The following is a 15,735-nucleotide window of genomic DNA, read 5'->3' as shown; positions in this document are numbered from 1 at the left end:
GTCTGCATCGTCTGGAAGCGGGGGAGCGCTGCTGGGGCGCGGAATGCCTGTTGCACGGGTTCGGCGCGGCGCTGCTCGGGCTGTGCGGGACGGCTTCCTGGTGGCTGCACCGCGCGCTCGGCGGCGCGCACGGACCCGGGCCGCTCGAATTCGCGGTCGCCGCGCTGGCGGTCGCCGCGCTCGGTCTCGGGCTCGCTTTCGCGTTCGAGGGACCGGCGCTGTTCCGGCTGCTTCCGGTGCCGGGCCGACATTTCGATTTCACGCCATGACAGGGGACAAAGATCGTGACCGACTTCATCTGGCTCGCGGGGGTGGCGGGGCTCTTCCTGCTGACGCTCGCCTTCATCCGCCTCTGCGACAATGCGTGAGGCGGCGGCGATGACTCTCCACCTCGCGCTCGCCGGGCTCACTGCACTGGGCCTGCTCCTCTATCTCGTGGCCGTGCTCGTCCGGCCCGAGCGTTTCTGAAAGCACCTGCCATGACGCTCCAGGGCTGGACGCTGATCCTCGTCTTCACTGCCATCCTCGTCGCGCTCGCCAAGCCGATGGGGCTGTGGCTGTTCGCACTTTACGAAGGGCGGCGGACGCCGCTGCATGTCGTGCTCGGGCCCATCGAGCGCGGTTTCTACAAGCTCGCCGGGATCGATCCCGCCGCCGAGATGGGCTGGCGCCGCTACGCGCTGCACCTGCTGTTCTTCAACCTCGCGTTGCTGTTGTTCACCTATGCGGTGCTGCGGCTGCAGGGCGTGCTGCCGATGAACTCGCGCGGGCTGACCGGGCTGGGCGCGGACGGCGCGTTCAACACCGCGATCAGCTTCACCACCAACACCAACTGGCAATGGTATTCGGGCGAGGTCGTGCTTTCGAACCTCAGCCAGATGCTCGGGCTGACGATCCACAATTTCCTCAGCGCCGCGACGGGCATCGCCGTCGCCTTCGCGCTGTTCCGCGGGTTCGCCCGGCGCAGCACGGGGACGCTCGGCAATTTCTGGGCGGATGTGACACGCGTCACGCTCTATCTGCTGCTGCCGATCTGCTGCGTCTATGCGCTGTGGCTGATCGCGAGCGGGGTGCCGCAAACCTTTCTCAGCACGGTCGACGCGACCACGCTCGAGGGCGTGAAGCAGACGATCATCCTGGGCCCGGTCGCCTCGCAGGAAGCGATCAAGATGCTCGGGACCAATGGCGGCGGATTCTTCAACGCCAACAGCGCGCATCCGTTCGAGAACCCGAGCGCGCTCACCAACCTTGTCGAGATGCTGTCGATCTTCGCGATCGGCGTCGGGCTGACCTGGACCTTCGGCAAGGCGGTCGGCAATCCGCGGCAAGGCTGGGCGATCCTCGCGGCGATGCTGATCCTGTTCGTCGCCGGCGCAGGCGTGACCTATTGGCAGGAAGCGGCGGGCAATCCGATGCTCCACCAGCTCGGCGCCGCGGGCGGCAATATGGAGGGCAAGGAAGTCCGCTTCGGCATCGCCGCGAGCGCCCTGTTCTCGGTCGTCACCACCGCGGCCTCGTGCGGCGCGGTCAATGCGATGCACGACAGTTTCACTGCGCTCGGCGGGATGATCCCGCTGTTCAACATGCAATTGGGCGAGATCGTCATCGGCGGCGTCGGCGCGGGGATCTACGGCTTCCTGCTCTATGCTCTGCTCGCCGTGTTCGTCGCCGGGCTGATGGTCGGCCGCACGCCCGAATATGTCGGCAAGAAGATCGAGAGCCGCGAAGTGAAGCTGGCGGTGCTGGCGATCGCGGTGCTGCCGCTGTCGATCCTCGGCTTCACCGCGCTCGCCGCGGTGCTGCCGCAGGGGCTGGCCGGGCCGCTCAACAAGGGACCGCACGGCTTCACCGAGATCCTCTACGCGTTCAGTTCGGCGACCGCGAACAATGGCTCGGCCTTTGCCGGGTTGAGCGCGGGTACGCCCTTCTACAACGCGCTGCTCGGCATCGCGATGTGGATCGGGCGGTTCTTCGTGATCGTCCCCGTCCTCGCCATCGCCGGGTCGCTCGCCGCGAAGAAGCACACGCCGGAGACCGCGGGCTCGTTCCCGACCACCGGCGCGCTGTGGATCGGCCTGCTCGTCGGGATCATCCTCATCGTCGGCGGGCTGACCTTCCTGCCCAGCCTCGCACTCGGACCCGTCGCCGATCATCTCGCGATGATCCACGGCCAGCTCTTCTGAAGGCATCTCCCATGACCACTCCAACCTCGATGTTCTCGGCGATGCTTATCGGCCCGGCGATCGGCGACGCGTTCCGCAAGCTCAACCCCGCCGAGCTGGTGAAGAACCCGGTGCTGTTCACCACCGCGGTGGTGGCGCTGCTGCTCACGGTGCTGCTGGCGATCGGCGGCGACGCATTGTCGGTGCCGTTCCAGCTCCAGCTGATCGTCTGGCTGTGGCTGACGGTGCTGTTTGGCACCTTCGCCGAGGCGCTGGCCGAGGGGCGCGGACGCGCCCAGGCCGCTTCGCTGCGCGCCGCCAAGTCCGAGCTCACCGCGAAGCTGGCCGACGGCAAGACCATTCCCGCCGCGCAGCTCCACAAGGGCCAGATCGTCCTCGTCGACACCGGCGATCTGATCCCCGCCGATGGCGAGGTTGTTGAGGGCGTCGCCAGCGTCAACGAAGCCGCGATCACCGGCGAGAGCGCGCCGGTGATCCGCGAGGCAGGCGGCGATCGCTCGGCGGTCACCGCCGGCACGCGGGTGATCTCGGATCGGATCAAGGTGCGCGTGACGCAGGAGCCCGGGCAGGGATTCCTCGATCGGATGATCGCGCTGGTCGAGGGCGCCGAGCGGCAGAAGACGCCCAACGAGATCGCGCTGACCGTTCTGCTGGTCGGCCTCACGATCATCTTCCTGATCGCCGTCGCCACGATTCCGGGCTTCGCCAGCTATGCCGGGGGCAACATCCCGGTGGCGATCCTCGCGGCGCTGCTGATCACCCTGATCCCGACGACGATCGCGGCGCTGCTATCGGCGATCGGCATCGCCGGGATGGACCGGCTGGTGCGCTTCAACGTGCTCGCCAAATCGGGCCGCGCGGTCGAGGCGGCGGGCGATGTCGACGTGCTGCTGCTGGACAAGACGGGGACGATCACGATCGGCGACCGCGCCGCGAGCGAGTTTCGCCCGCTCGCCGGCGTGCCGATCGATACGCTCGCCGGCGCCGCGCTGCTCGCGAGCTTCGCCGACGAGACGCCGGAGGGCCGCTCGATCGTGGCGCTGAGCCATGGCAAATATGGCCAGTCGCGAGACGCACTGCCCGCCGATGCCGAGATCATTGCGTTCACCGCACAGACGCGCATTTCGGGGATACGCACGGCCGGGAGCCTGATCCAGAAGGGCGCGGTCGATGCGGTGCTGCGCGCCAATCCCGGCGTGGGCGAGACCGCGGCGGCGACCGAGCTTCGCCGGATCACCGACGAAGTCGCACGTTCGGGCCAGACCCCGCTCGCCGTGGCGCAGGACGGCCGGCTGCTCGGCATCGTGGCGCTCAAGGACGTGGTCAAGGCTGGGGTGCGCGAGCGCTTCGCCGAGCTGCGTCGGATGGGCATCCGCACGGTGATGATCACCGGCGATAATCCGCTTACCGCCGCGGCGATCGCCGCCGAGGCCGGCGTCGATGATTTCCTTGCCGAAGCCACGCCCGAGGACAAGCTCGCGCTGATCCGCAAGGAGCAGCAGGGCGGCAAGCTCGTCGCGATGTGCGGTGACGGCACCAACGACGCACCCGCGCTCGCCCAGGCCGATGTCGGCGTCGCGATGAACACGGGAACGCAGGCCGCGCGCGAGGCGGGCAACATGGTCGATCTCGACAGCGATCCGACCAAGCTCATCGAAGTGGTGGGGCTCGGCAAGCAGCTGCTGATGACCCGCGGGGCGCTGACCACCTTCTCAGTGGCCAATGACGTGGCGAAGTATTTCGCGATCATCCCGGCGATGTTCGTGGGGCTGTATCCGGGGCTCGGGGTGCTCAACGTGATGGGGCTGGCCTCACCGCAATCGGCGATCCTCTCGGCGATCATCTTCAACGCGCTGATCATCCCGTGCCTCGTCCCGCTGGCGCTGCGCGGCGTGACCTACAAGCCGATGGCGGCGGGGCCGCTGCTCGCCCGCAATCTCGCGATCTACGGCCTTGGCGGCCTGATCGCCCCGTTCGTCGGCATCAAGGCGATCGATCTGATCGTCGCCGGTCTCAACCTCGCCTGAGGACAGGAACATGCTCAAGGATTTCACCACCGCGCTGCGCCCGGCGATCGTGCTGACGCTGCTGTTCGCCGCCTTGCTCGGGCTCGCTTATCCGGCGCTGCTCACCGGCATCGGGCAGACGGTCTTTCCGGCACAGGCCAATGGCAGCCTGATCGAGGACGATGGCCGCATCATCGGTTCGGCACTGATCGGACAGGGCTTCGCCGCCCCGGGCTATTTCCACGGCCGCCCCTCCGCGGCGGGCAGCGGCTATGACGCTTCGGCCTCGGCCGGGTCGAACCTCGGCCCGACCAGCCAGGCCCTGGCCGACCGTGTCCGCGCGGACGCTGCAACCCTCGCGAAAACACCAGGAGCATCGGTCCCCGCCGATCTGGTGACTGCCTCCGCCTCGGGGCTCGACCCCCATATCAGCCCCGAGGCGGCCTTTTCGCAGGTGGCGCGCGTCGCGGCCGCGCGGGGGCTCGCGGCGGGCCGCGTCGAGGCGCTGGTGCGGCAGCAGGTCGAGGGGCGGCTGCTCGGCTTCCTCGGCGAACCGCGCGTCAATGTGCTCGCGCTCAATCGGGCGCTCGACAGGCTGGCAGCGGAAGGGGCAAAAGCCACCCGGTGAGCGACACGCCATCACCCGACGGCCGCCCCGACCCCGAGGCCCTTCTGCGCGCCGCCGCGCAGGAGGGCCGCGGGCGTTTGAAGGTGTTCCTCGGCGCGGCGCCGGGGGTGGGCAAGACCTATGAGATGCTGAGCGAAGGCGCGGCGCGCAAGCGCGCGGGCGTCGATGTGGTGATCGGCATCGTCGAGACGCACGGGCGCACCGAGACCGAAGCGCTGCTCCACGGCCATGAGATCCTGCCGCGCCGGCAGATCCCCTATCAGGGCCGGATGCTCGACGAACTCGACATCGACGCGATCCGCGCGCGCGCGCCGCAACTGGTGCTGGTCGACGAGCTGGCGCACAGCAATGCGCCCGGGAGCCGCCACGACAAGCGCTATCAGGATGTCGAGGAGCTGCTCGCGGCCGGGATCGACGTCTACTCGACAGTCAACATCCAGCACCTCGAAAGCCTGAACGACGTCGTCGCGTCGTTCACCAAGGTCCGCGTGCGCGAGACGCTGCCCGATCGGGTGCTCGAGAATGCCGAGATCGAAGTCGTCGACATCCCGCCCGACGAGCTGATCGAGCGGCTCAAGGAGGGCAAGGTCTATGTGCCCGAGGAAGCGAGCCGGGCGCTCGGGCATTTCTTCTCCAAATCGAACCTGTCGGCGCTGCGCGAGCTCGCGCTGCGGCGCGCGGCGCAGGCAGTCGACGCGCAGATGCTCGACTATTTGCGCGCGCATGCGCTGGCGGGCAATTGGGCGGTGGGCGAGCGGCTGGTGGTCGCGGTGAGCGAGCTTCCCGGCGCGCCCGAGCTGGTGCGCGCGGCCAAGCGCACCGCCGATGCCCTGCGCGCGCCATGGACCGCCGTCCATATCGAGACGCCGCGCGCCACCCGCTTCAGCGATGCCGAGAACGGGCGGGTCGCGGCGACTTTGCATCTCGCGACCCAGCTCGGCGGCCAGGTCGCCTCGGTGCCCGCCGAATCGGTGCTGGAGGGATTGAAGTGCTTCACCAGCGAGGCACGCGCCACCCAGTTGATCGTCGGCAAGTCGCTGCGCTCGCGCTGGTTCGAACTGCTCCACGGATCGGTGGTCGACCGGCTCGTGCGCGAGACGCCCGGCGTCGCGGTGCATGTGCTGCCGATGGCGGAGAGTGCGCCGCGGGCGGCCGGCGCAGCGCCGCGGCGCGCCGGACGCGGCTGGGGCAAGCCGGCGGGATATGGGGTGGCGCTGGGGCTGGTGCTGCTGGTCACGCTGCTCGGCGTCAGCATTCTCACTGCCGGCAACATCACCAATATCGGCTTGCTCTATCTGCTGCCGGTGATGGTCGCCGCCACGCGCTACGGGGTGCGGACCGGCGTCGTGACCGGGCTGGTCTCCTCGCTGGCCTATAATTTCTTCTTCATCCCGCCGACCCGCACTTTCACCATCCAGGATCCGCAGAACATCATCACCGTGCTGGTGCTGCTGACGGTGGCGGTGGTCAGCAGCCAGCTCGCCGCGCGGGTGCGCGATCAGGCGATGCTCGCCCAGCGCAGCGCCGCGCAGAACAGCTCGCTCACGGGTTTCGCGCGGCAGCTCACCGGAGTGAGCGAGCGCGACGCGCTCGGCCAGCTGCTCTGCGCCGAGGTCGGGCGACTGGTCGATGCCGATGCGGTGCTGCTGCTTCCGGTCGACGGCACGCTCGAGCTCAGCGCCGCGGTTCCGCCCGAGAACCGGCTCGAGATGATCGAGCAGGCGGCGGCACGCTGGGCATTCGAGCATAATGTGCCGGCGGGGCGAGGCTCCGATACGCTGACTGCGTCGGAATGGCTATTCCATCCGCTCGCGGCGGGCGGGCGCGTGCTCGGGGTGATGGGGCTCGCGCGCTCCGATGCGGGCACGCCGATCCGCTCGGACCAGCTGCCGCTGCTGCTCAGCCTGCTCGACCAGGCGTCGCTCGCGCTCGAGCGGATCGCCTTCGAGGCCGAGATGGCGACGGTCACCCAGCTCAAGGAGCGCGACCGGCTCCGCGCGGCCTTGCTCTCCTCGGTGAGCCATGATCTGCGCACTCCGCTCACCACCATCCTCGGCATGCTGGCCGAGATGCGGCCCGCCTCCGACGAGCAGGCCGGCCAGCTCACCGCAGCGCGCGGCGAGGCCGAACGCCTGCGCCGCTTCGTCGCGAACCTGCTCGACATGGTGCGCATCGAATCGGGGGCACTGCGCCAGGCGGTCGAGCCGGTCGACCTTGCCGATGCGGTCGCGGCCGCGGTGCACGATCTGCGCCGCACGCTCGAAGGTCATGCCATCCAGCTCGATATCTCGCCCGAGCTGCCCTTCGTCACGGTCGACCCGCAGCTGTTTCACCACTGCCTGATCAACCTGCTCGAGAACGCCGCCAAATATGGCGATCCGGAATCGCCGATCCTCGTCGCGGCGCGGCGTTTGCCCGACGCGCTGACGCTGAGCGTGCTCGATGAGGGGCCTGGCCTGCCTGCCGGCGAGGAGGCGCGGATCTTCGAGACCTTCGCCCGGATCGAGGGATCGGACCGCAAGGGCGGCACCGGGCTCGGCCTCGCCATCGTCAAGGGTTTCGCCGAGGCGATGGGGCTTTCGGTCAGTGCCGCAAACCGGAGCGACCGGCGCGGCGCCGTGTTCACGCTGCACATCCCCGCGAGCCACCTCAAGAAAGGCGTGGCGGGCGAATGAGCCAGCAGCCCAAGATCCTGGTGGTCGACGACGAGCCCGCGATCCGGCGGCTGCTCGGCGCGAGCCTCAAGCGCGCCGGCTATCGCGTCGTCGAGGCGGGCAATGCGCGGGAGGCACTCACCGGACTGCAGATCGACAAGCCCGAGGCGGTGTTGCTCGATCTCGGCCTGCCCGATCGCGACGGGCTCGAGCTGGTGCCGCTGGTCAAGGCCATGGGGGCGGCGCTGCTGGTCGTCTCCGCGCGCGACGCGACCGGGGAGAAGGTGACTGCGCTCGATCTCGGCGCCGACGATTACATCACCAAGCCGTTCGATACCGAGGAGGTGCTCGCGCGCGTCCGCACCGCGCTGCGCCACCGGCTTTCGGCGGAGACCGCGGCGCCGGTGCTCAGAGTGGGCGACATCAAGATCGATCTCGCCGCGCGGCTGATCCGCAGGGGCGGCGAGGAAGTCCATCTCACGCCCAAGGAGTTCGGCTTCCTCGCGGAGCTCGCCAAGCATCCCGGCCGGGTGGTTACGCATGCCCAGCTGCTCCGCAACGTGTGGGGGCCGGGGCACGAAGGCGACGTCGAATATCTACGCGTCGCCGCGCGCGGGGTCCGCCGCAAGCTCGAGGGGGAGACGCCGTCCGGGCTGATCCGCAACGAACCGGGGGTCGGGTACCGGTTGATGGCCTGAGCGGGCGGCGATCAGCGCGCCTCGATCGGGACCGCGTACAAGGCGTGATGCGTCAGGACGAAGAGCGTCCGCCGATCCTCGCCGCCGATCACCAGCTGTAGCGGCCGCTCGGGCAGGTCGATCCGGCGGATCGGCTTGCCGTCGGGACCGTAGACGAACACCTGCCCGTTCGCGACATAGAGGTTGCCGGCCGCATCTCGCGCGACGCTCTCGCCGCCACGATCGGCGGCGATGCGCAGATCGGTGACGGTGCCCGCGCGACCGACCAGCCCGCTATAGGTGCGGTTCTCCGACGCATTGGTCAGGAAGATGCGCTCGCCCGGTCGCGCGGTGACGAGGCCATGGGCGTCGAGCGAGTCCGACCAACGCCAGCCCTGATGGTCGTCGGGCCCCTGGTTCCACACCCGGAACGCAGGGAGCACCAGCGATCCGTCGGGCGAGACATATTCCCTGGCCTTGGGCGTGCCCATCGCGTCGGTGAAGAACGCTGCAATCGGCGGGAACTCGTAGCTGACCGGATCGATGCGGTCGGCGAACTCGCCATTGGCCCACAGGTTCACCGGCAGCGCGGTGGCCGCGTCGGGGCGCATCTTCACCGGCGTCGGCGCGATCACCCGCACCTCTGCCGGTTTCGCCGGATCGATGCTGTAGACGCTGGCATCATGGCCGGCCGAGGAGAGCACCATCAGGTCGCCCGAACGATCGATCGCGAGGTTCACCGGGTCGAGCGGCGCATCGGCGACAATCGTCAGCCCCTCGCCGCGCGACCAGCCATGGATGCGGTGGTAGAAGCGGTCGACGAAGTAGAGCTTCCCCTTCGCATCGACCGCGGCGCCGGCGATCGAATAGAAGCCGTCGGCGAGCTTCTCGACCCCCGGCGACACCGGAACCCCCGAGACGGCAGCGGCGGTCACTGGCCCTGCCGGCACGTCGAGCCGGGCGAACTCGCGCTCGCGCACCTCCAACTGGCGCGTCACGTCCTTGATCGCGTTCTCGAACGGAAATTTGCTGGCGCGGAGATAGGTGCCGCAGCCCTTGTCGTCGCAGCTGGCGAAGGCGCTCTCGGCGTTCACATGGACGTTGCGGAAGCGGATGTCGCGCGAGTTGATCAGGCGGATCGCGGTGTCCATCGGCTTGATCGAGCGGGTGACGCGATAGCCGTGATAATTGGCGAACAGGATGTTGCGCGAGTTGCGGAACTCGGTGGAGATCGCATTGACCCCGTCGCGGACCTCCTGCTCGGTCTGCGGCGCGAGGAACTCCCAATTCTCGACATTGTCGAGCACGATCTCGGCGCGATAATGATGCTCGGCCGAGAGCTCGTAGACGAAGCCGGGGGTCTTCGTGTTCGAGACCTGGAAGCCGGCCGAGGCGAGGGTGTTGGGCGACCATATAGCCGCGAAGGTGCCGCCGCCGCCATCCGTCACCCAGATGCTGGGATGCTGGCCGTCGAAGCGTGCCCTGGGATCGCCGAACCCGATCGGACTGCCCTTGGTCAGCACGGTACCGCCGCCGCCCTGGATCTTGACGTCGTTGACCATCGAAGCGGCGCCGGCCTTCCACAGCAACGCGGTCGCGCGGGGATTGACCCCGCCGGTCCACAGGCCGAGCCCTGAGACGATCGCGTCGCCGCCCTTTGCGCTCTGGAGCAGCGCCCTTGCGCCGCCGACACCGGCATAAGCCGGCGTTTCGTCGGGCAGATAGAGATGGGTGAGGCTGGGATGGAGCGCGATCAGCACGCTGTCCGGTCGCAGCTTGAGCGTGTCGGTGACGCGGTAGCGGCCCATCGGCAGATAGAGCACCCGGTGGCTGTCGATCGCGCGTTGCAGCGCCGCGGTGTCGTCGGTCTCGTCGTCGCCTTTCACCCCGAGATCGCGAACATTGGTCCAGTCGCGTACCGGCGGCAGCGCGCGGATCGCCGGCGCCCGGCGCGCAGGCATGCGGGACAGCGGGGTGATCGTGACGTCGGTGGCAAATTCGCCCATCATCCCGAGTGCCGGCAGCTTGAGGCCATGGCTGAAGTCGCCGACGCGATAGTGCCGGCCTTGCCCCGGCACCGTCTTTCCGCTGTCGCGGAAGCGGGCGAACACCGGCGTGTTCGCTGCGATCGCATTGTCGAAGCCGATCTGGGTGAACACGCTGTCCTCGTTCGAGATCAGCACGCCGGCGTTCGAGACATTCTCGAACCGGACGTCCTTGCCCCACAGCGAATCCGAATAGCCGCGGTCGATCTCGATCCCCACGGGCGTGTTGCGGATCGCGACGTTGACGAGCGTCAGATCGACTTCGTGCTCGCGGATCGCGGCGTCGCGCTGGCCGTCGAACTCGGAATCGATCAGCGTGAACTGCCAGGCGGGCGAGGTCTTCTCGGTCAGGATCCCGTACCGGCCGCCGTAGAAGCGCAAATTCTCGCATTCGTTGCCGGCCTGATAGATGCCCGCCAGCCCCGAGCTGAGATGGAAGTCGATATGGCGGAGGAAGCCGTGCTGGGCGACGCGAAAGCGCACGGCGACCGCGCCGGAATTGCCGCGTCCGATCTCGAAATCGACGTTCGACAAGGCCGAATAGAAGGTGCTCGAGGTCGCGTCATAGATTGCGGGATTGGCCGGCACGCTGGTGGGCGGCGGCACCGGGACCTTGCCGACGCGATACTGGTCCTCGCCGGTGAAGCTGATCATCGCGGCCACGCCCGCGCCGAAGCCGGGCGTGCTGTCGCCGAGCAGGATCACCGGCCGGGTGGCGCCGACGCCGAACACGCGCACCGCCGAGCGTACGAACACCGTGCGGCTGATCCGGTAGCGGCCCGAAGGCAGGAAGACGATTCCGCCATGACCACCGGCAGCCGCAGCATCGATCGCCTGCTGGAGCGCGGCGCTGTCGTCGGCGCGACCATCGCCGACGCCCTTGACCGTGATCGCGCGCGGATCGTCGGGCGCGCTCAGATAGACCGAGGTCGATTTGGCGAAGGCTGCGGGCGCAAGCAGCAACGCCACGCAGAAGAGGCCGAATGCCTTCATCGTCTTCCCTCCGGATCGACTGATATCGTGATGTGAAGCGCCTGCGCCGGACGTCGCGCCGCGAGCTTGTCGCCTGCCGGCCCCTGCGGGCCGGGAAATCAGAGGATGTGCGGTGCGAGCGTCTGCGCGGCGATCGCGACCTGCGTGCGGTTGCGCACGTTCAGCTTACGCATCAGCGCGGTCATATGGGCCTTCACCGTCGCCTCGGCGATGCCGAGCTCGTACGCGATCTGCTTGTTCAGCTGACCCGAATGAACGCCGCGCATTACCTTGATCTGGGTGGGCGTCAGCTGGACCGCCGTCGTGGCGTTGGCGGGAGTCGCCGGGTCCGCGCCGTCTTGCTGGAAGTTCCCCTTCATCTGATCCTCGCTCCCTTGGCTCATTGGCCGGTCATCTTGCGGAACCTTGCCCGGGCAGCTCCGGTTGATCCGGAATCAGTCAGACAGATTTTGGTTATGTTCTGCGATTGTGCCCGGATGCAAGCGGTTTTCGCCCGAAATCGGTAAAAATCTGTCCAACAGATCGTAGAGAGTCGTCCGACAATGTTGTCAGAGAGCTGATGGCCGCAGCGGCGCGGGACGGGGCGTCAGGCGCATGATCGATGGCTTCCGCGCCGGTCGGCGCAGGCAATTTTCGGGATTCGGACGGCCCTTAGCGTTGCGCCGCGGTCGCCATGTCGCGCGCCCATGCGAGAACGGCGGCGCGGAGCTCGGTGAGCGGCTGGTAGCAATGCAGCGCCAGCGCGGGCTCATCGTCGGTCGGGCGCTCGAGCGTGGCGAACTGGCTGTCGAGCAGGTTGGGCGGCATGTAATGCCCCGTGCGCGCGCCGAGCCGCTCGGCGATCTCGGCGCGTTCGCCGTCGAGCAGCACGAACAATAGCGGCACCCCGGCCGCGGCTTCGAGCCTTTCGCGATAGCTGCGCTTGAGCGCCGAGCAGGCGGCGACTGCGACACCGTTGTCAGTGACCGCCGCGCCAATGGCCGCGCCGAGCCGATCGAGCCATGGCCAGCGATCGGCATCGTCGAGCGGCCGTCCCGCGCGCATCTTGGCGATGCTCGCCGGGGCGTGAAAATCATCGCCTTCGAAGGCGGGGCACGCCCAATGCCGCGCGAGATGCGCGACCAGGGTCGATTTGCCGCAACCGCTGACGCCCATCGCGACGATCCCACAGGGCGGCAAGCCGGGATGGTTCTGCTCTACTCGCACGCGCGTCCTCGGCTTTCCTCAAAGCGGCGCGTTTCCGCGGCCCGGCAGAGCTATTGGGCGTACCGCCGGCTTTGACCATTGCGACCTTTGTCGCAGTCGCCGCGCGGATCGCGCCCGCCTATCCCGCAGGATGACCGCGCGTCGGTTTCGGAGAGGATGCAGGATGGCGAGGGTTTCGGGCGTGATCGCCGCATGTCTGGTGGTCGCTGCGCTGCACGCCGGCTCGCCAGCCGCGGCGCAGCGCACGTCGTCGGCGTCGGTCTTCGCGGTCGCGCCGCCCGATCCGGCTGCGGTCACGGTCAAGGCCCGTGGGGATGGCGTGGCCGACGACAGCGCCGCGATCCAGGCGGCGATCGACGCGGCGGCGGAGAAGCCCGGCGGCGGCATCGTCTTCCTGCCTTCCGGTCGCCACCGCATCACCCGCACCCTCTACATGTGGCCGGGCGTGCGCCTGTTCGGCGTCGGCAAGACGCGTCCCGTGTTCCTGCTGGCGCCCGCGACGCCGGGCTTCCAGCGCGGCGTGGGCAGCATGGTCTTCTTCACCGGCAACCGGCCGGGCGCCGCACCGCCGGTCCCGGGCGGTGGCCCGTTGCGCGGCAGGGTGCCGGTGCCGCCGCCGACCAGCGTGCCCTTCGATCCGGACATCGCCGATGCCAATTCCGGGACGTTCTATTCGGCGATGGCCAATGTCGATTTCGAGATCGGCGAGGGCAATCCGGCGGCCACTGCAGTGCGCTTCCACACCGCGCAGCACAGCTATCTGAGCCATATCGATTTCCGCCTCGGCTCGGCGCTGGCGGGCATCTATCAGGTCGGCAATCTCGGAATGGGCCTGCGCTTCTTCGGCGGGCGCTACGGGATCCTTGCCGAAAAGACCTCGCCCGCCTGGCAATATACGCTGCTCGACTCGCAGTTCGAAGGCCAGCGCGACGCCGCGATCCGCGAGCACGAGGCGGGGCTGACGCTGGTCAACACGGTGTTCCGCAACGTGCCGGTCGGGATCGAGATCGACCGCGGCTATGGCGACTGGTTGTGGGGCAGGGACGTGCGCTTCGAGAATGTCGCGCGGGCAGGGGTGGTGATCAGCAACGAAGGCAATGTCTTTACCCAGATCGGGCTCGACAATGCCGTGGCGAGCGGCACGCCGGTGTTCGCGCGCTTTCGCGACAGCGGCCGGGAAGTCGCGGGCCCGGCGCCGCACTACAAGGTCAAGGAATTCACTTATGGGCTGACGTTGCCCGCGCTCGGCCAGCCGGGCAGCTACCAGACCCGCATCGACGCGGCCCCGCTGGCGAGGCTGCCGCGCCGGATCGCACCCGCGATCCGCGCCTTTCCCGCGGTCGGCGCATGGAGCAGCGTGCGCGACCTCGGGGTGAAGGGCGACAACGCCACCGACGATACCGCCGCGCTCCAGCGCGCGATCGATACGCATCGCGTGCTCTATTTCCCGACGGGCTTCTACCGGGTCAGCGACACGCTCAGGCTGCGTCCCGATACGGTGCTGATCGGCCTGCATCCGAGCCTGACCCAGATCGTGCTGGCCGAGGACAGTCCCGCCTATCGCGGGGTCGGCCCGGCAAGGGCGCTGATCGAGAGCGCCAAAGGCGGCGACGCGATCGTAACCGGGCTCGGCCTTGCCACCGGCGGGATCAATCCACGCGCGACGGCGCTGCTCTGGCGCGCCGGCGAACGCTCGCTGGTCGACGACGTCAAGTTCCAAGGCGGGCACGGCACCAACCTCGCCGATGGCAGCCGCTTCGATCCCTATAATGCCAATCACAGCGCCGATGCCGATCCGAAGAAGCGTTGGGACGGCCAATATGCCAGCCTGTGGGTGACCGATGGCGGCGGGGGAACGTTCAACGGGCTGTGGACGCCGAACACCTACGCCCAGGCCGGTTTATATGTCTCGAACACCGCGACGCCCGGCCATGTCTATCAGATGTCGGCCGAGCACCATGTCCGCGCCGAGATCGTGCTCGACGGCGTGCGCAACTGGCAGTTCCTCGCGCCGCAGACCGAGGAGGAGACAGGCGAGAGCCGCAACACCGTGGCGCTCGAGGTCCGCAATTCGCGCGATCTGCTGTTCGCCAATTTCCACGGCTACCGCGTCACGCGCTCGCTCCAGCCGGCGCCGGCAGCGGTCAAGCTCTATGGTTCGACGGGCATCCGTTTCCGCAACGTCCATGTCAACGCCGAGAGCGGCTTCGCGACCTGCGACGCCAATGGCTGCGGCACCTATTTGCGGGCGAGCAAATATCCCTACGCGAACGCGATTCAGGACGTGACTCGCGGCGCCGAGGTGCGCGAGCGCGAGTTCGCGGTGCTCGACGTGACCGACACGCCGGTCCCTGCCGCGGCGCCTGCGCTCACCCCCGTCCGGCAACTCGCCGCGGGCTTCTACGCGCTGGGTGGCGGCGCGGTGGACGCCGACGGCAAGCTCTATTTCGTCGATCGGCAGTTCCATCGCATCCATGGCTGGTCGGAGAAGGAAGGGCTTTCGGTCGTCGCCGACGCGCCGCTCGACCCGATCAATCTCGCGGTCGACCGATCGGGGAACCTGCTGGTGTTGTCGTCGGACGGGCCCGAGGCCACGGTCTACAGCATCAGGCCGGGCGCGTCCGAGGCGGTGCGGGTGATCGCGTCGACGCCGGTCGCGGCGCGCGTCGGCGCCACGGTCGCGCTCCCGGCGAGCTTCTGGAACAATGGCGAGTTCCGCGATCAATATGATCCCGCGCAGGATCGCTTCACAACGCTCGCCGAGATGTTCGCGCGCGATGTCGCGGTGCCGAAGCCGCGCGAATATGTCTCGCCCGACGGTAGCCTTGTGCTGCCCGCGTTCCGCGTCTGGCAGCAGGGCCCGTCCAACCATCTCGGCTGGCGCTTCTCCGACACGCTCGACAGCTATGGCTGGATCAGCGGCAAGGTCGGTCAGCGGATCCATGTGGTCAACGGTTCCGAGAACCGCACCTATTCGGGCGTGCTCGGCGCAGGCGGGGCGGTGACCGATCTCAGACCCTTCGCGCCGCGTGGCGGCGAGGGCGTCGCGACCGGGCCCGACGGGCGGGTCTATGTCGCGAACGGACAGGTGTTCGTCTATGCCCCCGACGGCAGCGAGCAGGGGCGGATCGACGTGCCCGAGCGGCCGCTGCAATTGCTGTTCGGCGGCGCCGACGGACGCACCCTGTTCATCCTCACTCATCACGCGCTCTACGCCGCCCAACCCTGAGCGAGCCCATATCTGCGACCATGGTCGTAGATGTTGGGACCGGTTCGATCCGATAAGACTCGCCATCGTCGCGGACCTCAGAACAAGGCGCGCGCATAAAAACGACAAGGTGGG

At 68.4% G+C, this 15,735-nt stretch carries 11 protein-coding genes; 8 read left to right on the top strand and 3 right to left on the bottom strand.

Going from position 1 to position 15,735, the window contains the following annotated elements:
• The first annotated feature begins 50 nt into the window (after nucleotides 1-50).
• From E5A74_RS03830 to E5A74_RS03800, 7 genes are all read left to right on the top strand, one after another.
• Nucleotides 51-269 (top strand): hypothetical protein, encoded by a 219-nt coding sequence (locus tag E5A74_RS03830; protein WP_135982905.1) that lies wholly within the window; start codon nucleotides 51-53, stop codon nucleotides 267-269.
• A gap of 109 nt (nucleotides 270-378) precedes the next feature.
• Entirely contained in the window at nucleotides 379-468 is a 90-nt protein-coding gene (locus tag E5A74_RS03825) for a potassium-transporting ATPase subunit F (RefSeq protein ID WP_135982904.1), read from the top strand.
• 11 nt (nucleotides 469-479) lie between these two features.
• Nucleotides 480-2,183 (top strand): potassium-transporting ATPase subunit KdpA, encoded by a 1,704-nt coding sequence (gene kdpA / locus E5A74_RS03820; RefSeq protein WP_135982903.1) that lies wholly within the window; start codon nucleotides 480-482, stop codon nucleotides 2,181-2,183.
• An 11-nt stretch (nucleotides 2,184-2,194) separates the two neighbouring features.
• Nucleotides 2,195-4,210, top strand: a complete 2,016-nt coding sequence (kdpB, locus tag E5A74_RS03815; protein WP_135982902.1) for a potassium-transporting ATPase subunit KdpB — start codon at nucleotides 2,195-2,197, stop codon at nucleotides 4,208-4,210.
• Between the two features lie 10 nt (nucleotides 4,211-4,220).
• Entirely contained in the window at nucleotides 4,221-4,817 is a 597-nt protein-coding gene (gene kdpC, locus E5A74_RS03810) for a potassium-transporting ATPase subunit KdpC (RefSeq protein WP_135982901.1), read from the top strand.
• A complete protein-coding gene (locus E5A74_RS03805) occupies nucleotides 4,814-7,492 on the top strand; it encodes a sensor histidine kinase (RefSeq protein WP_135982900.1) in 2,679 nt (892 codons plus the stop codon). The genes kdpC and E5A74_RS03805 overlap by 4 nt, the downstream gene beginning before the upstream one ends.
• Nucleotides 7,489-8,169: a response regulator transcription factor gene (locus E5A74_RS03800; protein ID WP_135982899.1), complete on the top strand. Its 681-nt coding sequence runs from the start codon at nucleotides 7,489-7,491 to the stop codon at nucleotides 8,167-8,169. Before E5A74_RS03805 ends, E5A74_RS03800 begins: the two co-directional genes overlap by 4 nt.
• An 11-nt stretch (nucleotides 8,170-8,180) precedes the next feature.
• Here the strand turns inward: E5A74_RS03800 and E5A74_RS03795 are convergent, their stop codons facing one another.
• The 3 genes from E5A74_RS03795 to E5A74_RS03785 form a co-directional block, all read right to left on the bottom strand.
• A complete protein-coding gene (locus tag E5A74_RS03795) occupies nucleotides 8,181-11,186 on the bottom strand; it encodes a glycosyl hydrolase family 28-related protein (RefSeq protein ID WP_135982898.1) in 3,006 nt (1,001 codons plus the stop codon).
• A gap of 98 nt (nucleotides 11,187-11,284) precedes the next feature.
• Nucleotides 11,285-11,545 (bottom strand): helix-turn-helix domain-containing protein, encoded by a 261-nt coding sequence (locus tag E5A74_RS03790; RefSeq protein WP_420822480.1) that lies wholly within the window; start codon nucleotides 11,543-11,545, stop codon nucleotides 11,285-11,287.
• 292 nt (nucleotides 11,546-11,837) lie between these two features.
• On the bottom strand, nucleotides 11,838-12,341 hold the full coding sequence (locus E5A74_RS03785; protein ID WP_135982897.1) for a gluconokinase: 504 nt from the start codon (nucleotides 12,339-12,341) through the stop codon (nucleotides 11,838-11,840).
• Nucleotides 12,342-12,555: 214 nt separating this feature from the next.
• Here E5A74_RS03785 and E5A74_RS03780 point away from each other — a divergent pair, with 214 nt between their 5' ends.
• Nucleotides 12,556-15,621: a glycosyl hydrolase family 28-related protein gene (locus E5A74_RS03780; protein ID WP_135982896.1), complete on the top strand. Its 3,066-nt coding sequence runs from the start codon at nucleotides 12,556-12,558 to the stop codon at nucleotides 15,619-15,621.
• The last annotated feature ends 114 nt before the right edge of the window (nucleotides 15,622-15,735 follow it).

Source organism: Sphingomonas naasensis (genome assembly GCF_004792695.1).
Taxonomy (GTDB): Bacteria; Pseudomonadota; Alphaproteobacteria; order Sphingomonadales; family Sphingomonadaceae; genus Sphingomonas; species Sphingomonas naasensis.
Note: the sequence above shows the minus strand (reverse complement) of the source record. Positions and strands in the feature narration are given on the sequence as shown.

Excerpts from the sequence above, each read along its gene's own strand:
- E5A74_RS03800 (WP_135982899.1), top strand. The coding sequence starts at position 7,489 with ATGAGCCAGCAGCCCAAGATCCTGGTGGTCGACGACGAGCCCGCGATC.
- kdpB (WP_135982902.1), top strand. The coding sequence starts at position 2,195 with ATGACCACTCCAACCTCGATGTTCTCGGCGATGCTTATCGGCCCGGCG.
- E5A74_RS03825 (WP_135982904.1), top strand. The coding sequence starts at position 379 with ATGACTCTCCACCTCGCGCTCGCCGGGCTCACTGCACTGGGCCTGCTC.
- kdpC (WP_135982901.1), top strand. The coding sequence starts at position 4,221 with ATGCTCAAGGATTTCACCACCGCGCTGCGCCCGGCGATCGTGCTGACG.
- E5A74_RS03785 (WP_135982897.1), bottom strand. The coding sequence starts at position 12,341 with ATGGGCGTCAGCGGTTGCGGCAAATCGACCCTGGTCGCGCATCTCGCG.
- E5A74_RS03790 (WP_420822480.1), bottom strand. The coding sequence starts at position 11,545 with ATGAAGGGGAACTTCCAGCAAGACGGCGCGGACCCGGCGACTCCCGCC.
- E5A74_RS03780 (WP_135982896.1), top strand. The coding sequence starts at position 12,556 with ATGGCGAGGGTTTCGGGCGTGATCGCCGCATGTCTGGTGGTCGCTGCG.
- E5A74_RS03795 (WP_135982898.1), bottom strand. The coding sequence starts at position 11,186 with ATGAAGGCATTCGGCCTCTTCTGCGTGGCGTTGCTGCTTGCGCCCGCA.
- kdpA (WP_135982903.1), top strand. The coding sequence starts at position 480 with ATGACGCTCCAGGGCTGGACGCTGATCCTCGTCTTCACTGCCATCCTC.